The sequence below is a fragment of the Pseudomonas lini genome, from assembly GCF_030812475.1.
Taxonomy (GTDB): Bacteria; Pseudomonadota; Gammaproteobacteria; order Pseudomonadales; family Pseudomonadaceae; genus Aquipseudomonas; species Aquipseudomonas lini_A.
On record NZ_JAUSSR010000004.1, the window covers coordinates 39,462 to 58,948 of the forward strand.

Annotated in this window: 16 protein-coding genes; 8 read left to right on the forward strand and 8 right to left on the reverse strand. The window is 62.2% G+C overall.

What is annotated here, in order from left to right:
- Positions 1-56 precede the first annotated feature (56 nt).
- Complete coding sequence (locus J2W17_RS08975) at positions 57-1,622, forward strand: amino acid permease (RefSeq protein ID WP_307332541.1); 1,566 nt, start codon at positions 57-59, stop codon at positions 1,620-1,622.
- 177 nt (positions 1,623-1,799) lie between these two features.
- On the opposite strand, the gene J2W17_RS08980 is transcribed toward J2W17_RS08975, so the two are convergent.
- The gene (locus J2W17_RS08980) at positions 1,800-2,036 is read right to left on the reverse strand and encodes a hypothetical protein (RefSeq protein WP_307332544.1); all 237 of its coding nucleotides are present in this window, start codon (positions 2,034-2,036) and stop codon (positions 1,800-1,802) included.
- A 169-nt stretch (positions 2,037-2,205) separates the two neighbouring features.
- Here J2W17_RS08980 and J2W17_RS08985 point away from each other — a divergent pair, with 169 nt between their 5' ends.
- Positions 2,206-3,969: an L-lactate permease gene (locus tag J2W17_RS08985; protein ID WP_307333327.1), complete on the forward strand. Its 1,764-nt coding sequence runs from the start codon at positions 2,206-2,208 to the stop codon at positions 3,967-3,969.
- A 240-nt stretch (positions 3,970-4,209) separates the two neighbouring features.
- On the opposite strand, the gene J2W17_RS08990 is transcribed toward J2W17_RS08985, so the two are convergent.
- The 7 genes from J2W17_RS08990 to glcC all read right to left on the reverse strand — a co-directional run bounded on the left by J2W17_RS08990 (position 4,210) and on the right by glcC (position 11,395).
- Positions 4,210-5,496 (reverse strand): OprD family porin, encoded by a 1,287-nt coding sequence (locus J2W17_RS08990; RefSeq protein ID WP_307332547.1) that lies wholly within the window; start codon positions 5,494-5,496, stop codon positions 4,210-4,212.
- Positions 5,497-5,550: 54 nt separating this feature from the next.
- Positions 5,551-6,867: an MFS transporter gene (locus tag J2W17_RS08995; RefSeq protein ID WP_307332550.1), complete on the reverse strand. Its 1,317-nt coding sequence runs from the start codon at positions 6,865-6,867 to the stop codon at positions 5,551-5,553.
- A 65-nt stretch (positions 6,868-6,932) separates the two neighbouring features.
- Positions 6,933-7,457, reverse strand: coding sequence for a gamma carbonic anhydrase family protein (locus J2W17_RS09000; RefSeq protein ID WP_307332552.1), 525 nt, complete (start codon positions 7,455-7,457; stop codon positions 6,933-6,935).
- A 12-nt stretch (positions 7,458-7,469) separates the two neighbouring features.
- On the reverse strand, positions 7,470-8,660 hold the full coding sequence (locus J2W17_RS09005; protein WP_307332554.1) for a CaiB/BaiF CoA transferase family protein: 1,191 nt from the start codon (positions 8,658-8,660) through the stop codon (positions 7,470-7,472).
- A 22-nt stretch (positions 8,661-8,682) separates the two neighbouring features.
- Positions 8,683-9,612 (reverse strand): hydroxymethylglutaryl-CoA lyase, encoded by a 930-nt coding sequence (locus J2W17_RS09010; RefSeq protein ID WP_307332556.1) that lies wholly within the window; start codon positions 9,610-9,612, stop codon positions 8,683-8,685.
- A 104-nt stretch (positions 9,613-9,716) separates the two neighbouring features.
- Positions 9,717-10,628 carry a LysR family transcriptional regulator gene (locus J2W17_RS09015; RefSeq protein WP_307332559.1) on the reverse strand — a complete coding sequence of 304 codons (912 nt, stop codon included), beginning with the start codon at positions 10,626-10,628 and terminating at the stop codon, positions 9,717-9,719.
- Positions 10,628-11,395 carry a transcriptional regulator GlcC gene (glcC, locus tag J2W17_RS09020; protein WP_307332563.1) on the reverse strand — a complete coding sequence of 256 codons (768 nt, stop codon included), beginning with the start codon at positions 11,393-11,395 and terminating at the stop codon, positions 10,628-10,630. The genes J2W17_RS09015 and glcC overlap by 1 nt, the downstream gene beginning before the upstream one ends.
- Positions 11,396-11,629: 234 nt before the next feature.
- On the opposite strand from glcC, the gene glcD reads away from it, so the two are divergent.
- The 6 genes from glcD to yghX all read left to right on the forward strand — a co-directional run bounded on the left by glcD (position 11,630) and on the right by yghX (position 19,477).
- Positions 11,630-13,129 (forward strand): glycolate oxidase subunit GlcD, encoded by a 1,500-nt coding sequence (gene glcD, locus J2W17_RS09025; protein ID WP_307332567.1) that lies wholly within the window; start codon positions 11,630-11,632, stop codon positions 13,127-13,129.
- Positions 13,129-14,193, forward strand: coding sequence for a glycolate oxidase subunit GlcE (glcE, locus tag J2W17_RS09030; protein ID WP_307332570.1), 1,065 nt, complete (start codon positions 13,129-13,131; stop codon positions 14,191-14,193). The genes glcD and glcE overlap by 1 nt, the downstream gene beginning before the upstream one ends.
- A 3-nt stretch (positions 14,194-14,196) precedes the next feature.
- Positions 14,197-15,414: a glycolate oxidase subunit GlcF gene (gene glcF / locus J2W17_RS09035; protein ID WP_307332574.1), complete on the forward strand. Its 1,218-nt coding sequence runs from the start codon at positions 14,197-14,199 to the stop codon at positions 15,412-15,414.
- A gap of 19 nt (positions 15,415-15,433) precedes the next feature.
- Positions 15,434-15,835 carry a heme-binding protein gene (locus J2W17_RS09040; protein ID WP_150797656.1) on the forward strand — a complete coding sequence of 134 codons (402 nt, stop codon included), beginning with the start codon at positions 15,434-15,436 and terminating at the stop codon, positions 15,833-15,835.
- A gap of 49 nt (positions 15,836-15,884) precedes the next feature.
- Positions 15,885-18,068, forward strand: a complete 2,184-nt coding sequence (locus tag J2W17_RS09045; RefSeq protein WP_307332579.1) for a malate synthase G — start codon at positions 15,885-15,887, stop codon at positions 18,066-18,068.
- 521 nt (positions 18,069-18,589) lie between these two features.
- Positions 18,590-19,477, forward strand: a complete 888-nt coding sequence (gene yghX, locus J2W17_RS09050; RefSeq protein WP_307332582.1) for a YghX family hydrolase — start codon at positions 18,590-18,592, stop codon at positions 19,475-19,477.
- The last annotated feature ends 10 nt before the right edge of the window (positions 19,478-19,487 follow it).

Sequence of the window (19,487 nt, forward strand, 5' to 3'; positions counted from 1 at the left end):
CTGCAGCCTACGGCGGCGAAGTTCGGCCTGTTCCAGAACCTGAAGGAGCACACCCAATGAACCCAGCAAGCCAGCCCGGCACCGGCGCGCCGCAAGACGATGACGTCAAGGTGCTGCACAGCATGGGCTATGCCCAGCAGCTGTCGCGACGAATGGGCGTTTTCTCCAACTTTGCCATTTCCTTTTCGATCATCTGCATCCTCTCGGGAGGCATCAACTCACTGGCCCAGGGCACCTCGGGTGCGGGCGGCGCCTCGATCGGCATCGGCTGGCCGATCGGTTGCCTGATTTCCGGAGTCTTTGCCATGGCCATGGCGCAGATTTCCTCGGCCTACCCCACCGCTGGCGGCCTGTATCACTGGGGCTCGATTCTCGGTAACCGCTTCACCGGCTGGCTGACGGCCTGGTTCAACCTGCTGGGGCTGGTGACGGTGCTCGGCGCGATCAACGTCGGTACTTACTATTTCTTTTTCGGGGCTTTCGGACCGGCCCTGGGCATGGAAGATACGACCACGACCCGGGTGATCTTCCTGGCGATCCTCACTGGCATCCAGGCCCTGTGCAACCATTTCGGCATCGGCCTGACCGCAAAGCTCACCGACTTCTCGGGCTATCTGATCTTCGCGACGGCGATCGCATTGACCATCGTGTGCCTGATCGCAGCCCCCAGCTATGAATTCGTCCGGCTGGTGACCTTCGCCAACTATTCCGGCGAGGCCGGCGGCAGCGTCTGGCCGCAGGTCTCCAACGCCTGGATTTTCATGCTTGGCCTGCTCCTGCCGATCTACACCATCACCGGCTATGACGCCTCCGCGCATACCTCCGAGGAGACCCGCAATGCGGCGATGTCGGTGCCGGTCGGCATGGTCATGTCGGTGGTCTGGTCGCTGCTGTTCGGCTGGCTCATGCTCAGCTCGTTCGTGCTGATGCTGCCGAGCATGGACGAAGCGGCGTCGAAGGGCTGGAACGTGTTTTTCTGGGCGATGGACACTCAGGTCAACCCGACCGTCAAGATCAGTTTGTATCTGGCGATTTTCATCTCGCAATTCCTTTGCGGGCTGGCGACCGTGACCTCGGTGTCGCGGATGATCTTCGCCTTCTCCCGCGACGGTGGCCTGCCCTTCTCGAAAGCCCTGGCCACGGTCTCGCCGACCCACCGCAGCCCGGTGCCGGCGATCTGGACCGGGGCGACGCTGGCGGTGTTGTTCGTCTGGGGCTCGTCGGTGATTTCGATCGGTGCAACGCCGGTCTATACCATCGTGGTCTCCTGTACGGTGATCTTTCTGTTTTTCTCCTTCGTCATTCCCATCGTGCTCGGCCTGTTCGCCTACGGCACCTCCAAATGGCCGACCATGGGGCCGTGGAACATGGGACGCTTCTGGTACTCGTTCTTCGCCATTCTCTCGATCCTGTCGATGGTGATCATCTTCATCATCGGCATCCAGCCACCGAACGATTGGGCGCTGTACATCACCATCGGGTTCCTGGTCCTGACGGCGATCATCTGGTTCGGCTTTGAAGCACGACGCTTCCAGGGGCCGCCGGTGGGTGACATGATCGTCAAGCGCCAGGCGCAAATCGCCGCGGCGGAAGCGGCGTTGAACAAACGTGCAGGAAGCTGATACCGCAACCCCCTGTAGGAGCCGGCTTGCCGGCGAAGGCGTCTTCACTGGCACTGCAAGGCTCGAGGCCGCCGTCCCTGTAGGAGCCGGCTTGCCGGCGAAGGCGTTTTCATAGGCACTGCAAGGCTCGAGGCCGCCTTCGCCGGCAAGCCGGCTCCTACAAGGGGCCCGCGCACGTCACAGGGTTCTCTGGCTGTTCCCGATGCCCTTGGCGATATCGATGCCCCAGTCCATCGCGGCTTCCATATCCAGCATGTGCGGTTTCGGGTCATGATTTTCATCGATGACCGTACCGTCAGGCCGGTAAACACCGATAAACATCCCCAAGGATCCGTCCTTCAGAATCTCGGCTCTAACCTCGATCTTGCATCCGTTGGAAAGCGTTTCCTTGTGCTGTATATGGCGTTCAGTCATTGCTGCATTCCTCCCGTTGACGTGCGAGTAGCGCATTCACCTATTGGCCATCTTAGCTCAGTACAGCCCGCTCGCAGGACGGCCAGGACAGCGGCGTAATGCCACCTATACTACAAGCCACCGCCCCTTCGGGGTCTGCATGCCCAACAATAAAAAGCAGAGGTGGACCATGGTCTGGCAGCAAATCTACGATCCGTTCAATAGCCCGGTGTTTTCAACCATCATGGCGGCAGTGCCGGTGGTGGTGATGCTGGCAGCCCTGGCGTTTTTCCATGTCAAGGCGCACCTGGCGGCACTCATGGCGCTGGGTTCGGCCCTGATCATTGCCATCTTCGCCTTTGGCATGCCGGCGAACATGGCCGGTTCCGCCGCGCTGTACGGCGCCGCCAACGGTTTGCTGCCGATCGGCTGGATCGTGCTCAACATCATTTTCCTGCACCGGCTGACGACCGAGAACGGCTCGTTCAAGGTGCTGCAGGACTCGTTGGCCCGCATCACCGACGATCGGCGGCTGCAGTTGCTGCTGATTGCCTTCTGCTTCGGCGCATTCTTCGAAGGGGCCGCCGGGTTCGGCACGCCGGTGGCGGTGACCGGGGCCATCCTGATCGGCCTGGGCTTCTCGCCGCTGGCGGCGTCGGGCCTGGCATTGATCGCCAACACCGCGCCGGTGGCGTTCGGCGCCCTGGGCACACCGATCATCACCCTGGCCAAAGTTACCGGGCTGGATGAAATGGAGCTGTCGATGATGGTCGGTCGGCAACTGCCGTTTTTCTCTGTGATCGTGCCGTTCTGGCTGATCTGGGCCTTTGCCGGCTGGCGCAAGATGCTGGAAATCTGGCCGGCGATCCTGGTGGCCGGGGTCAGTTTCGCGGTGCCGCAGTTCCTGGTGTCCAACTACCACGGGCCGATGCTGGTGGACGTGATCGCCGCGTTGATTTCCATGGCCTGCCTGACCGGCTTCATCAAGGTCTGGAAACCGGCCACCATCCATACCTCCGCCGCGTTGTCAGGCCGAGTGGACAACTCCAAAATCGACGAGGAGCACGACGTACAACCCACATCCACCGCCAACTTCAACAGCGAAAACCGATCCGCCGTGATGCGTGCCTGGATGCCATGGATCGTCCTGACGGTGTTCGTCTTCGCTTGGGGGACCCAGAGTTTCAAGAACATGTTCGATACCCGTGCGGCGATCGATCCGGTCACCCATTCGGCCAAACTCGATCCGCAAGGCAAGCCGATGCGTGAGGCCAACCCGATTTTCGCCCCGACCTTGACCTTTACCACCATTCACCAGCAGATCGAGAAGGTGCCGCCGGTGGTGCCTGTGCCGAAAACCGAAGAGGCGATCTACAAGTTCAACTGGTTTACCGCCACCGGCAGCGGCATCCTGCTGTCGGCGATCCTCGGCGGATTGTTGATGGGATATTCCATCCCGCAACTGATTCACCATTACCTGCGAACCATCTGGCTGGTGCGTTACTCACTGATCACCATCGTGGCGATGCTCGCCCTCGGCTTCCTTACGCGTTACTCGGGGCTGGATGCGACCATGGGCCTGGCCTTTGCCGCGACGGGTATTTTCTATCCCATGTTCGGCACTTTGCTCGGCTGGCTCGGGGTGGCCTTGACCGGTTCGGATACGGCTTCCAACGTGCTGTTTGGCGGCTTGCAACGGGTGACCGCCGAGCAACTGGGGCTCAGCCCGGTATTGATGGCGGCGGCCAACAGTTCCGGCGGGGTGATGGGCAAGATGGTCGATGCGCAGTCGATCGTGGTGGCTTCCACCGCTACGCGCTGGTATGGCCATGAAGGGGAGATCCTGCGTTATGTGTTCTTCCATTCGATCATCCTGGCCATTCTGGTCGGTGGCCTGGTGACGTTGCAGGCGTATGTCGAGCCGTTCAGCAGTATGGTGGTGGGTGGGAAGTGATTGATGCGAAACCTGCAGACCCTGCCCGGGTTGGAAGCCTGGGTAGGGTGGAGGGTGAAAAACGAAGGGAGTACCCGGCCCCATGTAGGAGCTGGCTTGCCAGCGAAGGGGGTGTGACAGGCACCAATGATGTTGAATGTGACGGCCCCTTCGCTGGCAAGCCAGCTCCTACATGGGGCCGGGTACATCCGTGAAATCGGGATTGTGTCCAATACAAAACCTTCGATCCATCGATAAAGCCTAGAAGCTGATGATGTACCCAACAATCACCCGATTCTCATCCGCCGCATCTGCAAAGTTCGAGCGCATCGTCGCGTTACGCCAGCGCAGCGATACATTCTTCAACGCCCCGGACTGGACGACGTAGCTCAGGTCCGTGGTCCGCTCCCACTCCTGCCCCTCCCCACCCGATGCCCGTAACCTCCCGGCCTTGACGCTGCTGATAGCCGAGGGATCCACCTGGTCCCCCTTCACATACCGCAGATTGAAAGTCAGCCCGGGAACCCCGAGCGCTGCGAAATCATAGTCATAGCGCATCATCCAGGCCCGTTCATTGGCCAGTGCGAAGGTGCTGACCTGTTGCTCGCTGAACAGATAAGTGTCGGTACCGCCCACGTAGGCGTAAGCGGTGTTGCCACGGGCTTTCTGGTAGCCGCCGCTGAAGGTATGGCCCTTGATCGCATAACCGAAGTGGGTGCTCAAGGTCCGGTTATCGACCTTGCCCAACAACTCGCGCCCGGTTTCACGGGCGGCAAAATAGCGCCACTCGGTGAACACATCTCCCGGCCCCAGCCCGATCTTGTACTTGAACCCCGCGAAGTCACGGCGAAACAGCTCTTCGAGCTGACTGGTGTGCAAGCTCAGCGTCAGGTTCTTCAGCGGTTGGTAGTCAACACCGGCATAGTACAAACGGTCACCGGTGACACTGGCCGGATAAGCCCCCTGCTGCGCCATCGCCGTCAGGTCTTCGAAATCGGTGGAATCCCGTAGCTTGGTCGAATCCACCTCCAGCGCGGTGAAGGTGAACCTGTCCAGGTCCTTGCTCACCAACTGGGCGCCATTGAACCACTGCGGGAACAGCCGGCTGTTGTTGGCAGCCAATAGCGGCAGCTGCGGACTGAGGCCGCCCACTCGCACCTCGGTCTGGGAAAACCTGGCCTTGAATGTCCCGACGGCCTTGGAATAATCGTCGACGGCGCGCCTGTCCGACCCCCGTGGCAACAACCCGCTGCCGGAGCGATCCGGGCTGGAGTCGAGCTTGATCCCGAGCATGCCCACGGCATCCAGACCGAAGCCCAGCGGGCCGGGCGTAAACCCCGATTGCAACTTCAGCATGAAGCCCTGCGCCCACTCGCCGCGCCGGGACTGGGTGGCCGAGTCACCGTGAAAATCACGATCGAAGTAGAAGTTACGCAGCTCCAGACTGCCTTTGCCATCGTCGACAAAACCGGCCTGGGCCGCTGAATGAAAGGCGCAGCAAACCGTCGCGAGCATCAACGATGCTCGCTGCATAACGAATGGAGTCATGTTTGTGCCTGTTTTATTGTTGTTATCAGGAGCGAGATTGTTTCAACAGCCGGGTCAGGCCTTCGGATTCTTGACGAAGCACACGACCACAATGCACGCGAGCAGAATCATCGGCGCGATGGAGAGCATGCCCATGTAACTGGTGCCGGAGACATCGTTGATCTTGCCGACCATCACCGGCGCGACCATGCCACTGAGCTGGCCGATGGAGTTGATCGCCGCCGTGCCGCTGGCAATCGCCAACCCGGAGAAGGTCGATTGCGGAATGGTCCAGAAGATCGGGATCGCGATAAAGGTGCCCGCCGTGGCCAGCACCAGCGCCGCCATCATCGCCCAGGACGAATCGGAGAACAGGCAGGCCAGCAAGTACCCCACCGCCGCCAGCAACAGGCACATCACCAGGTACTTCTTGCGCTCGCCGGTGCGGTCCGAGAGGCGGGTCAGCCAGATCATGCCGATGCACGCCACGATGTAGGGCAGCGATGACAGCATGCCGACCCAGAATACGCTTTGCACCCCGGACGATTTGATCAGGTGCGGCATCCAGAAATTGATGCCGTAGGAGGCCATTTTGATCACGAAGTAGATCAGCGCCATGATCGCCACTTCCCGGGTCAGCAATACGCGCCACAGCGAGGCATGCACCGGTTTGGCCTTGGCCCGGTCGTATTCGAGGTTAGCCGCCAACAGGTCTTTCTCGCCCCGGCTCAGCCACTTGGCCGACTCGATGTCCCGGTCCAGCTTCCACAGCACCAACAGACCCAGCAGCACACAGGGCAACCCCGACATCAGGAACAGCCAGTGCCATCCCGCCAGGCCGAGCACGCCATCCATCGTTCCCAACAGGACCCCCGCAGCCGGCCCACCCAAGGCACCGGCCAGCGGTACCGACAGGAACCACAGCCCGTTCATCTTTGCCAGATGCTTTTTCGGGAACCAGCACGCCAGGTAGAACAGGATCGCCGGGCCGAAGCCGGCCTCCATGACGCCGATCAGAAAGCGCAGGAAGTACAGGGTGTATTGGGTGTAGGCGAACATCAGGGCCGCGGTTGCCAGGCCCCAGGAGATCATGATCCGGCAGATCCAGGCTGGCGCACCGTAGCGTTTCAGGCCCAGGCTGCTGGGCACTTCGAACAGCACATAGCCAATGAAAAACATGCTCGCCGCCAGGCCATAGGCCGCGTCGGACAAGCCCAGTTCCTGTTGCATCTGGACTTTGGCGAAGCTGATGTTGATCCGGTCAAAATAGGAAAACAGAAAGCAGATGATGGCCAGCGGCATGATGCGCCAGGCCACGCGCCGATACAGCAGCAACTCGTTGATCGTTTCTTCGTTGCGCGCAAGCGCCATTTCGCCAGTCATGGCAACCATGGTGTTTCTCCGTTTTTGTAATTATTGGAGAGAAGCAAAATCCTGCAGGACGTTGCTCAACGGGGTTAGTTGATGCGAACCAATTTTTCCTTGTAGGCCTGACCCTTGCTCACATAGTCCCGGGCATTGCCAAGCATGCCGGCGATGGCTTCAGGCGTCAGCTCTCGCACCACTTTGGCCGGCGCCCCCAGAATCAGCGAGTTGTCCGGGAACACCTTGCCTTCGGTGACGATCGCGCCGGCACCGACCAGGCAGTTCTTGCCGATCACCGCGCCATTGAGCACCACCGCCTGAATCCCGATCAGCGCACCGTCGCCAATGGTGCAGCCATGCAGCATGGCCTGATGGCCGATGGTGACGCCCTCGCCCACGGTCAACGCAAAACCGGGATCGGCATGCAGCACCGCGCCCTCCTGGACATTGCTGTACTGGCCGATGCGAATCGGCTCGTTGTCACCGCGCAGCACGGCCTGGGGCCAGACGCTGACGCCTTGCTCGAGCGTGACATTGCCGATGACCGTCGCGTCTTCGGCGACGAAGGTTTCGGCATGGATGACAGGGATAAGCGTGTCGTATCGATAGATAGCCATGGCAGCGTCTCCTCAGGCCTGAACATCGGTTTTCAGCACGCCGGCGGCACACAGTTCGGCGATGTGCTCGTCGCTGTAGCCCAGTTCGCGCATCACCTTGTGGGTATGCTCGCCGATGCGTGGAATCGACCGGCGCGGTTGCAGACGCTCGCCATCCAGGGACAACGGCAGCAGCGGCATGGCGGTGAAGGAACCGTCTTCGAGTTCGAGATCGGCCAGGCCACCGCTATGCAGCAGGTGCGGATCTTCGAACAGTTCTTCCGGGCGACGGATCGGCGCGAAAGGAATGCTGTGGGCTTCGAGCTGCATTGCCAGGGCCTGGGCGTCCATGGTCGCGAATACTTCGGCCAGATGCGCCAGCAGCCGTGGCCGTTGCAACACCCGATCATTGTTGGTGGCCAGGGTCTGGTCGTCGAGCAGCGCGGTCTGGCCCAGCAATTGGCACAAGGCATTCCACTGCCCTTCGCCGGTGGCGGCGACGAACATCTGCTCACCGCCGGCGAACTCGAACACGTCGTAGATCGCCCAGGCGCTGATGCGGTTCGGCATCGGCGCTGCAGCCTGGCCGGTCACGACGTACTGCTGCATGTGCTGGGCGGCGAGCAACACGCAATTCTCGTAGAGCGCGCTCTGCACCTCGCGGCCTACGCCGGTGACGTGGCGGTCGTTGAGCGCGGCCAGCACGCCGATGGCACCGAACATGCCGCCCATGATGTCGTTCACCGAGCTGCCGGCGCGCAACGGCCGGCCGACGGGGCCGGTCATGTAGGCCAGGCCGGCCATCATCTGCACCACTTCATCCAGGGCCAGGCGATTGTCATATGGACCGTTGAGAAAGCCTTTGTGCGAGGCATAGATCAGGCGCGGGTTGCGTTGATGAATCGCCTCGTAGCCGAAGCCCAGCTCCTGCATGCGCCCGGGTTTGAAGTTCTCGATGAACACGTCGGCGGTGTCGATCAGTTCCAGTACGGCATCGCGTCCTTGCGCGGTGTTGACGTCGATGGCGATGCACTGCTTGTTGCGGTTGAAGGTGCGAAAGAACCCGGCACCGGCACCGAGCAGACGCCGGGTACCATCGCCGCGGGTCGGCTCGATCTTGATCACTTCGGCGCCGAGGTCACCGAGGATCATCCCGCAGGTCGGTCCCATCACCATATGTGAGATTTCGACGACACGAATGCCGTCCAATGGAAGTCTGGACATTATTGTTTTCCTCGTCGCAGGTTCAGGCGCGGCTGGCGGCTGGGGTGTAATTGAGCGGCAGGCCGGCGCGGGCGATGCAGCCGTAAAGGGCTTCGTCGGGCAAGGCGTCGCGCAGCACCTGCCGTGAGGCGATCAGGGCCGCCAGATCGATGCCGGTGTCGTAGCCCATGCTTTGCAGCATGAACACCAGGTCTTCGGTCACGGTGTTGCCGGACGCACCCGGGGCGAACGGGCAGCCGCCCAGCCCGGCCAGGGACGAATCGAGTTCGGTGATGCCCTGCTGCACCGCCACCAGGCTGTTGGCGAGCGCCAGGCCGCGGGTATCGTGGAAATGCGCGGCCCTGAGCTTGTCCCCGGCAATGGCGCGAATCGCCTGCAAGGTCGTCGCCACCTGGCCGGGATTGGCGTAGCCGGTGGTGTCGCCGAGGGACACCAGATCGCAACCGGCTTCGAGCACGTGGCCGGTCAATTCGCAGAGGTCGCTCAGCGGCACATCGCCCTGGCGGGTACAGCCAAAGGCGACCGACATCCCGGCAATTATCTGGACGTTGTGCAAGCCCGTCTCGGTCCGCAACCGGCACATCCGCGCCAGCTCCTCGACCATTTCCAGTGGCGTGCGCCGCACATTGGCCAGGCTATGGGCGGCGCTGACCGAGACCGGTGCGATGATGCGATGGGCGCCGGATTCAAGCGCGTCGCGGCAACCGCGCAGGTTCGGCGCCAGGACCGAGACCACCAGGTCGGGGTAACTCAGGGCATGGGCCACCACTTCCCTGGCATCGGCCATTTGCGGCAGCAGTCTGGCAGGCACGAAGGACGCGACCTCCATATGGCGAACGCCAGCGGCGTACGCTGCATCGATCCATTGGCGCTTGGCGATGGTTGGCATGATGGCTTGCAGGCTCTGCAAACCATCGCGCATACCGACTTCGTTGATCGTTATTGTTGTCATGAAGTTCTCTCACAGGCTGAAGCTTTGGCCCAGACTAGAGAGACAGCGCGGTGCCGAAAAGACGTGATTCACGGCCTGATCCATCGTCAACCGCGATGGATGGATCAGACCGTCGATTGGCGCGGCGGTGCACGCAGCAGCAGATGGTCCAGCAATCGGCGCGCCGACAGCGACAAGGCCTCACGATCGCGCACGCAGATCACAAACTCGCCCAGCGCCCAGTCGTCGGTCAGGGGGACGATGCGCAGATCGAACAGTTGCGCGTAGCGCGCCACCGCTTCCAGCGGGAACACCGCCAGTCCCAGGCCAAACTGCACCAGGCGGAACGTCGCATCGAATGAGGACACATAGGAGCGGAAGCGCAACTCTCGGCCATGCCTTGAGGCGTCTTCGCGCATGAAGGTATTGAGGGTGGCGAAGGCCGACAAGCCCAGATGATCAAAGTCCAGTGTCTCTTCGAAGGCAATGCTGCTGCGATCCGCCAAGGGATGACTCGCACTGACCACGACCGCGAGGTGATCCTGACGGTAAGGCACAAACTCCAGGTCACCCACGGCCATCGAACGCCGGCAGATGCCCAGGTCGGCATTGCCCTCGGCCACCCCACGCACGACGTCGGGGCTGAAACGCTCTTCGATGTCGGCCTGGATGCGCGGGTTGTCCAGCATGAAAGCGGAGAGTTCTTCCGGCAGGAACTCCATGATCGACGATACATTGGCCAAGACCCGCACATGCCCGCGAGCCCCTTCGGCATATTCGCCGAGCTCGCTGTCGAGCCGTTCCATCGCCAGGGTCAGTGACCGCGCATGCCGCAGCAACGCCAGCCCCGCCGGCGTCGGTTCGACCCCGCGCTTGCTGCGCTTGAGCAGCGGCGTGCCGAAGCGCGCCTCGATGTCGGAGATGCGCTTGCTGACCGCCGAAGGTGCGAGGAAGGCCCGCTCACTGGCCCGGGCAATGGTGCCTTCGTCGCAGACCAGGATGAACAGGTGCAGGGACAAGTGGTCCAGGTGCTGCATCAGGTCCACCCCTCCAGCCGCAGCGTGGCCCGGACCAGCCGTTGCTCTTCGCCTTCGATTTCCTTGAGGTTGTCGCACAGGCTCTGGATATGCGCGATGGCCGCCTTGCGCGCCTGCTCCGGCATGCGTCCGGTCACCGCGTTGTAGAGTCGCGCATGGTGGCGGTCGATCTGGCGTTTTTGCGGTTCGCGGTGGTAGAGGTTGTTGACCGAGGCAAAGACGGTGTTGAGCAGCAAGTCGGTCAGCGAGCGCAAAGTCTGCACCAGCACCGGATTGTGCGAGGCCTCGCAGATGGCCAGGTGAAACGCATGATCGAGCCGGGCATGGTCGCACGCTTGCAGCGGATGGTTGTGGGCATCGATCAATGCCTCGTAAGCGCGGGTGATCAGGACAAAATCGGCGTCGGTTCCACGCAAGGCGGCCAGGCGCGCGGATTCGCCCTCGAGCAGGCTGCGCACTTCGAACAGGTCATAAAGGGTGCGGGGCTGCGAGCCGAACAGGTGCATCAGCGGCGATACGCCACCGTGACCGGAAAGATCGGCGACGAAAGAGCCCTTGCCCTGCTCGGTGCGGATAATGCCGCGGGCGCGCAACAGCTTCAGCCCTTCGCGCAGTGCCGTGCGCGAGACGCCGAGCTTTTCCGTCAGGCGCCGCTCCGAAGGCAACAGCTGCCCGGTCTTGAGCACCCCATCGACGATCAACCGTTCGATGCGCTCGCATACCACGTCCGCAACTTGCGGATTACGACTCGTTTCTACGCTTTCCATTAACCCTCCAACTGGTATGACCAGCTGCGTCAGCTTAATCACACCGCTGCAGACACGCTTACAAGCTAATGTTTTATAGAGCATTTTTCCGACATAGCTGGAAATATCGAATAAAAAACTGGTTCGACCAGTCAAACAACGCATAGACAGTAGACCGTCTCCGGCCAATGATGCAAGTGAGCGTTATGCCCGAACAAGGCTCTAATAAAAACAACCGAGTGCCGTGAACCGCCTATGAACATCCTCTACGATGAACGCGTCGACGGTGTCTTGCCTGATGTCGACAGAACCGCACTGATCCAGGCGCTGCAAACGCGCTTGCCGGATCTGGAAATCCTGCATCAGCGCGAAGAACTCAAGCCGTACGAATGCGACGGACTCTCCGCCTATCGCACCACACCGATGCTGGTGGTGCTGCCCCGCCACCTCGACGAGGTGCAAGGTGTGCTGCGTGTCTGCCATGAACTGCAGGTGCCGGTGGTCGCCCGCGGCGCCGGCACCGGTTTGTCCGGCGGTGCGTTGCCCCTGGAAAAAGGCGTGCTGCTGGTGATGGCGCGCTTCAACAACATCCTGCACATCGACCCTGCCGCGCGCACCGCTCGGGTCCAGCCGGGGGTGCGCAACCTGGCGATTTCCCAGGCAGCGGCACCGTTCGGCCTGTACTACGCGCCGGACCCGTCCTCGCAGATCGCCTGTTCCATCGGCGGCAACGTCGCGGAAAACGCCGGTGGCGTGCATTGCCTGAAGTACGGGCTGACCGTGCACAACCTGCTCAAGGTCGACATCCTCACAGTCGATGGCGAACACCTGAGCCTGGGCTCGAACGCCCTCGACTCGCCGGGGTTCGATCTGCTGGCGCTGTTCACCGGCTCCGAAGGCATGCTCGGGGTCATCACCGAGGTTACGGTCAAGCTGCTGCCCAAACCTCAGACCGCCAAGGTGCTGCTGGCAGCGTTCGATTCCGTTGAAAAAGCCGGGCGCGCCGTGGGCGACATCATTGCCGCCGGCATCATCCCCGGCGGCCTGGAAATGATGGACAACCTGGCCATACGCGCTGCCGAAGACTTCATCCACGCCGGCTATCCGGTGGATGCCGAAGCCATTCTGCTGTGCGAACTCGATGGCGTCGAAGCCGACGTCCATGACGACTGCGACCGCGTGCGCCAGGTACTGGAACAGGCCGGCGCCACCGAAGTGCGCCTGGCCAAGGATGAAGCCGAACGGGTGCGCTTCTGGGCCGGACGCAAGAATGCCTTCCCGGCGGTGGGTCGTCTCTCTCCGGATTATTACTGCATGGACGGCACCATCCCGCGTCGCGAACTGCCCGGCGTGCTGCAGGCCATTGCCGCGTTGTCGGCCGAGTACGACCTGCGGGTGGCCAACGTCTTTCACGCCGGTGACGGCAACATGCACCCGCTGATTCTGTTCGATGCCAATCAACCGGGCGAACTCGATCGGGCTGAAGCCCTGGGCGGCAAGATCCTCGAATTGTGCGTCAAGGTCGGTGGCAGTATCACCGGCGAGCACGGTGTCGGTCGCGAGAAAATCAATCAGATGTGCGCACAGTTCAACAGCGATGAGCTGACCCTGTTTCACGCGGTCAAGGCGGCCTTCGATCCGAGCGGGTTGCTCAACCCCGGCAAAAACATACCGACGCTGCACCGCTGCGCCGAGTTTGGCGCCATGCACGTTCATATGGGGCAACTGCCCTTCCCTGAACTGGAGCGTTTCTGATGCCAGGCGAACACGATATGGATGACAGCGGCACCCTGTTGGAACAAGTCAACCAGGCGTTGCAAAACGCCACGCCGTTGCGCATCCAGGGTTCAAACAGCAAGGCGTTCCTGGGGCGCATCGTTGCCGGCGAAGTGCTCGACACGCGCTCGCACCGGGGCATCGTCAGCTACGACCCGACCGAACTGGTGATCACCGTCCGTTGCGGCACGCCATTGGCTGAACTCGCGCAAGTGCTGGACGCGGCGCAGCAGATGCTGCCCTGCGAACCGCCGTCATTCGGCGACGACGCCACCGTTGGCGGCATGATCGCCAGCGGGCTGTCGGGGCCGCGCCGTCCCTGGTCAGGCTCGGTGCGAGACTTCGTGCTCGGCACCCGGGTCATCACCGGCCACGGCAAGCATTTGCGCTTCGGTGGCGAAGTCATGAAGAACGTCGCCGGCTACGACCTGTCACGCCTGATGGCCGGCAGCTACGGATCCCTGGGGGTGATCACCGAAGTCTCGCTCAAGGTCCTGCCCAAACCGCGGCAGTGCTTGAGCATCAGCCTGGAAATGGACAGCGATCGCGCCCTGCTGCGCCTGGCGGAATGGGGCCAGCAACCGTTGCCGATCAGCGCCGCGTGTCACGACGGCCAGCGCCTGCACCTGCGACTCGAGGGTGGCGAAGGCTCGGTGGCGGCCGCCCATGACCGCTTGGGTGGCGAGGTGCTGGATACGGCTTATTGGGCGGATCTCAACGAACATCGCTTGAGCTTCTTCGACGAAGACCAGCCACTGTGGCGTCTGTCGGTGCCGCACAACACCCCCCGACTGTCCCTGCCGGGCCGGCAGCTGATCGATTGGGGCGGCGCGCAGCGTTGGCTCAAATCCGACGCCGAGGCCTCGTTCATCCGCTCGATCGTCGAAGAGGTCGGCGGGCATGTGACCTGCTACAGCCACGGTCTGATCGACAGCCCGTTCCAGCCGCTGCCGGAGGCACTGATGCGCTACCACCGCAGCCTGAAGCAACAACTCGATCCCCGGGGCATCTTCAACCCCGGTCGCCTGTACGCGGAGCTTTGACCCATGCAAACCACCTTGAGCGAACAGGCCCGCCAACTGCCCCGCGCCGAAGAAGCCGAAAGCATCCTGCGCACCTGCGTGCACTGCGGTTTCTGCAACGCCACCTGCCCGACCTATCAGTTGCTCGGCGATGAACTGGATGGTCCCCGCGGTCGTATTTATTTGATCAAACAGGTGCTGGAGGGCAACGAAGTCACGCAGAAAACCCAACAGCACCTGGATCGCTGCCTGTCCTGCCGCAACTGTGAAACCACCTGCCCTTCCGGGGTCGACTACCACAACCTGCTGGACATCGGTCGCGCGGTGGTCGATGCCGCCGTGCCGCGCTCTGTCGACCAGCGCCTGTTGCGCGAAGGACTGCGCGGTGTCGTGCCCAATCCGCGACTGTTCAAGGCACTGGTGAGCAGCGGCCAGGTGTTCCGCGCGTTGTTGCCCACTGCCTTGCAGGCCAAACTGCCGCGCCGCGTCTACCCCGCCAAACCGCGCCCGGTCACCCGCCACGCCCGGCAGGTGCTGATGCTCGAAGGCTGCGTGCAGCCGAGCCTGTCGCCCAATACCAACGCGGCCACCGCGCGAGTCCTGGATCGACTTGGGATCAGTGTCATAGCCACCCGCGAGGCAGGCTGCTGCGGCGCCGTGGACTATCATCTCGACGCCCAGGCCGCCGGTCTCGATCGCGCCCGGCGCAACATCGACGCCTGGTGGCCAAGCATTGAAAACGGCGCCGAAGCCATCGTCCAGACCGCCAGCGGTTGCGGCGCCTTCATCAAGGACTACGGGCACCTGCTCCGCGCCGACCCGGCCTATGCCGAGAAGGCGAAAAAAGTCAGCGCCCTGGCCAAGGACCTGGTTGAAGTACTGCGTGACGAGCCGCTGGAAAAGCTCGGCGTGCACAGCGATCAGCGCCTGGCGTTTCATTGCCCCTGCACCTTGCAGCACGCACAGAAACTCGGCGGCGCGGTCGAGGCAATCCTGACCCGCCTGGGCTTCAACCTCACGCCCGTGCCTGACAGTCACCTGTGCTGCGGCTCGGCGGGCACCTATTCTGTGACCCAACCCGTGCTGTCCCGACAACTGCGCGACAACAAGCTCAATGCCCTGGAAAGCGGACGCCCCAACGTCATCGTCACCGCCAATATCGGCTGTCAGTCGCACCTCGATGGTGCGGGCCGAACCCCGGTCAGGCACTGGATCGAACTGGTCGAAGCCGCACTGCCTTAACCCCACCCTGGAGAGTTTCATGAAAAGCAAAGCCGTACTGAGTCAGACCGAAGTCAGCCAGATCCTCGCTGCCGCCCGCACCGAAGCCCAGAACAACCAGTGGGCCGTGACCATCGTGATCGTCGACGATGGCGGTCACCCGCTGGCCCTCGAACGCCTCGACGGTTGCGCCCCGATCGGCGCCTACATCGCCACCGAAAAGGCTCGCACCTCGGCCCTGGGTCGGCGCGAGTCCAAAGGCTACGAAGAGATGGTCAACGGTGGACGCCACGCCTTCTTGTCAGCGCCCCTGCTGACCTCCCTGGAAGGCGGCGTGCCAATCATCGTCGACGGCCAGGTCATCGGTGCCGTCGGGGTGTCCGGGGTCAAGGCCGAGCAGGACGCACAAGTGGCCAAGGCCGGTGCGCAAAGCCTGAAATGAACAGGGCGCTGCTCGCGCTGAATGAATACTGTGTGATGGAGATGCAAAAGTGACCGATTTCGTGAACTGCCAAGGCCTCAAGGTCGCGCCCGTCCTGCAACGTTTCGTTGAGGTGGAAGTGCTGCCGGGCACCGGTCTGGCCCCGCAAACGTTCTGGAGAGGGTTCGCCGATCTGGTGCATGAACTGGCGCCGCAAAACCGCGCGCTGCTGGCGGAACGGGATCGCCTGCAAGCCGAGCTGGACAGCTGGCACCGCGCCCACCCGGGACCGGTGAGCGACATGGCGGCTTATCGCGCCTTTCTCAGTGACATCGGGTACCTGCAAGCTGCACCGGCTGAGGTCAAGGTCAGCACCGCCAACGTCGATACAGAGATCAGCCTGCAGGCCGGACCGCAACTGGTGGTCCCGGCCGTCAATGCGCGCTATGCACTCAATGCCGCCAACGCGCGCTGGGGATCGCTGTACGACGCACTCTACGGCACCGACGTGATTCCCCCTGACGACGGCGCTGAACCAGGCCGCACCTACAACCCCGTGCGCGGCTCGAAAGTCATCGCGTTTGCCCGGACGTTTCTCGACCAGGCTTTCCCCTTGAGCAGCGGCTCCCATGCAGCGGTGACCCGTTACCGGATCGAAGACGGCACGCTGCAGACCACCTTGAACGATGGCAGCCAGACTGGCTTGGCCGATGCCGCGCAGTACATCGGTTTCCAGGGCTCGCCGGCCGACCCGGTGGCCATCCTGCTGAAGAATAATGACCTGCACGTGGAGATCCAGATCGACCGGCAGAGCGTCATCGGTCAGGCCGATGCTGCCGGGGTCAAGGACCTGCTGCTGGAGGCGGCGCTCTCGACCATCATCGATTGTGAAGACTCGGTGGCAGCTGTCGACGCCGACGACAAGGTGCAGGTGTACCGTAACTGGCTGGGCCTGATGAAGGGCGACCTGAAAGAGGACCTGGAGAAAAACGGCAAGACCATCACCCGCCGGCTGAATCCGGACCGCGAGTACACCGCCGCCGATGGCACGGCATTGACGCTGCACGGACGCTCGCTGCTGTTCATCCGCAACGTCGGGCACCTGATGACCAACCCGGCCGTTGTTGACCAGGGCGGGCTGGACATTCCGGAAGGGATTCTCGACGGCGTGATCACCAGCCTGATCGCCCTGCATGACCTGCAACGTCGCGGCAACTCCCGCACCGGCAGCGTCTACATTGTCAAACCGAAAATGCACGGCCCCGCCGAAGTGGCCTTCGCCGAGCAATTGTTCAGTCGCATCGAAGACCTGCTGCAGCTCGAACGCCACACCCTGAAAATGGGCATCATGGACGAGGAGCGCCGCACCAGCGTCAACCTCAAGGCCTGCATTGCCGCCGCGTCCTCACGGGTCGCCTTCATCAACACCGGCTTCCTCGATCGCACCGGTGACGAGATGCACACGGCCATGCAAGCCGGCGCGATGCTGCGCAAGGGCGACATGAAAAACACGCCGTGGATCGAGTCCTATGAGCTGAACAACGTGCTGGTTGGCCTGGCCTGCAACCTGCGCGGCCGGGCCCAGATCGGCAAAGGCATGTGGGCCATGCCAGACCGGATGGCCGACATGCTGAAACAGAAAGTCGCTCACCCGAAAGCCGGCGCCAATACGGCCTGGGTGCCCTCGCCGACCGCCGCGACCTTGCATGCTCTGCATTACCACCAGGTCAAGGTGCGCAGCGTGCAGGTGGAGCTTGAACGCACGGATTTCAATGGCGTCAGCCAGTCGTTGCTGGAAGGCTTGCTCAGCGTGCCAGTGGTGACCGATCCAGCATGGTCGGCGGAGGAGATTCGCCAGGAAGTCGAAAACAATGCACAAGGCTTGCTGGGGTACGTGGTGCGCTGGGTCGAACAAGGCATCGGCTGCTCCAAGGTGCCCGACATCCACAACGTGGGCCTGATGGAAGACCGCGCGACCCTGCGCATTTCCAGCCAGCACATGGCCAACTGGCTGCTGCACGGCGTAATCACCCGGGACCAGACGGTCGAGATACTGCAGCGCATGGCGCGGGTCGTCGACGAACAGAACACCGGCGATCTCCTGTACACACCGATGGCGCCTGACTTCGACCAGTCGGTGGCGTTCCAGGCGGCGTGTGCACTGGTGTTCGAAGGCGTCGCGCAGCCCAATGGCTACACAGAACCGTTGCTGCACAAATTCCGGCAGCGGTTCAAGGAACAAGCCCAGGCCTGATGCCTGATGCCTGTGAACCTGTGAACCTGTGAACCTGTGAACCTGCGAACCTGCGAACCTGCGAACCTGCGAACCTGCGAACCTGCGAACCCGTAGGAGCGTGAACCTGCGAACCTGTAGGAGCGAGCTTGCTCGCGATGGACTAAAGGGCAACGCGTTGATTCAGAAATAACGCATTATCGTTAACATCCATCGCGAGCAAGCTCGCTCCTACATCCGGCCCACGCCTCGTCTGTTGATTAAGACGCGCCGCCCCCTACAACTACGCAGGTGTACGTTGAAAAAGCCCGTAGCGAAGATACCTTAAAGCTATATAAATACCCGTATACGACTCACACACCCCCTTCATGTATCGTTTATGGGTACTTTTGGCCACGTTACCCGTACCACAAGCGCCGTTCGATATCCGCGATCGCTCAATCTCCACTTCAGCGCTCGTTGCTTGAGCGACTACGCTCGATAGTTATCGCTCACACCGTCGACCCGCCAGACACCCGACCCGCCCCAAAGGAAGCGCACAGATGACCCGTCTCACTGCGAAAGACTTCGCCCCGGAACTGCTCGAACTGTACGACTACTACGCCCACGGCAACATCAACCGGCGCGAGTTTCTCGATCGCGCCGCATTGTTCACCCTGGGCGGCTTGACGGCCGGCGCCCTCCTTGCCGCGCTGAGCCCGAACTATGCGCTCGCCGGGCAGGTCGAGTTCACCGACCCGGACATCATCGCCGAGTACGTCACCTACCCCTCGCCCAAGGGCAACGGGCAGGTCCGTGGTTATCTGGTGCGCCCGGCGAAGACCAGCGGCAAGGGGCCCGGGGTGGTGGTCGTGCATGAAAACCGTGGGCTTAACCCGTATATCGAGGATGTTGCGAGACGCCTGGCCAAGGCCGGCTTCATCGCCCTCGCCCCCGATGGCCTGACCTCGGTCGGCGGCTATCCGGGCAACGATGACAAAGGCCGGGAGCTGCAGGCGACCGTCGACCCTGAGAAGCTCATGAACGATTTTTTCGCCGCCATCGAGTGGCTGATGAAGCACGACGCAACCACTGGCAAAGTGGGCATAACAGGATTCTGTTACGGCGGTGGCGTAGTCAATGCCGCGGCCGTGGCCTATCCGGAATTGGCGGCTGGCGTGTCCTTTTATGGGCGTCAGGCAGAGGCCACGGACGTCCCCCGGATCAAGGCGCCGTTGATGCTGCACTATGGCGAACTGGATACCCGGATCAACGAGGGCTGGCCGGCGTACGAGAAGGCGTTGAAAGCCGCGGGCAAGACCTATGAAGCCTACATTTATCCGGGCGCCAACCACGGTTTCCATAACGACTCCACGCCCCGGTACGATGACGCGGCGGCGCGGTTGGCCTGGGACCGGACGCTGGAGTGGTTTCGACGGTATCTGGTTTAACGCCGGGTGG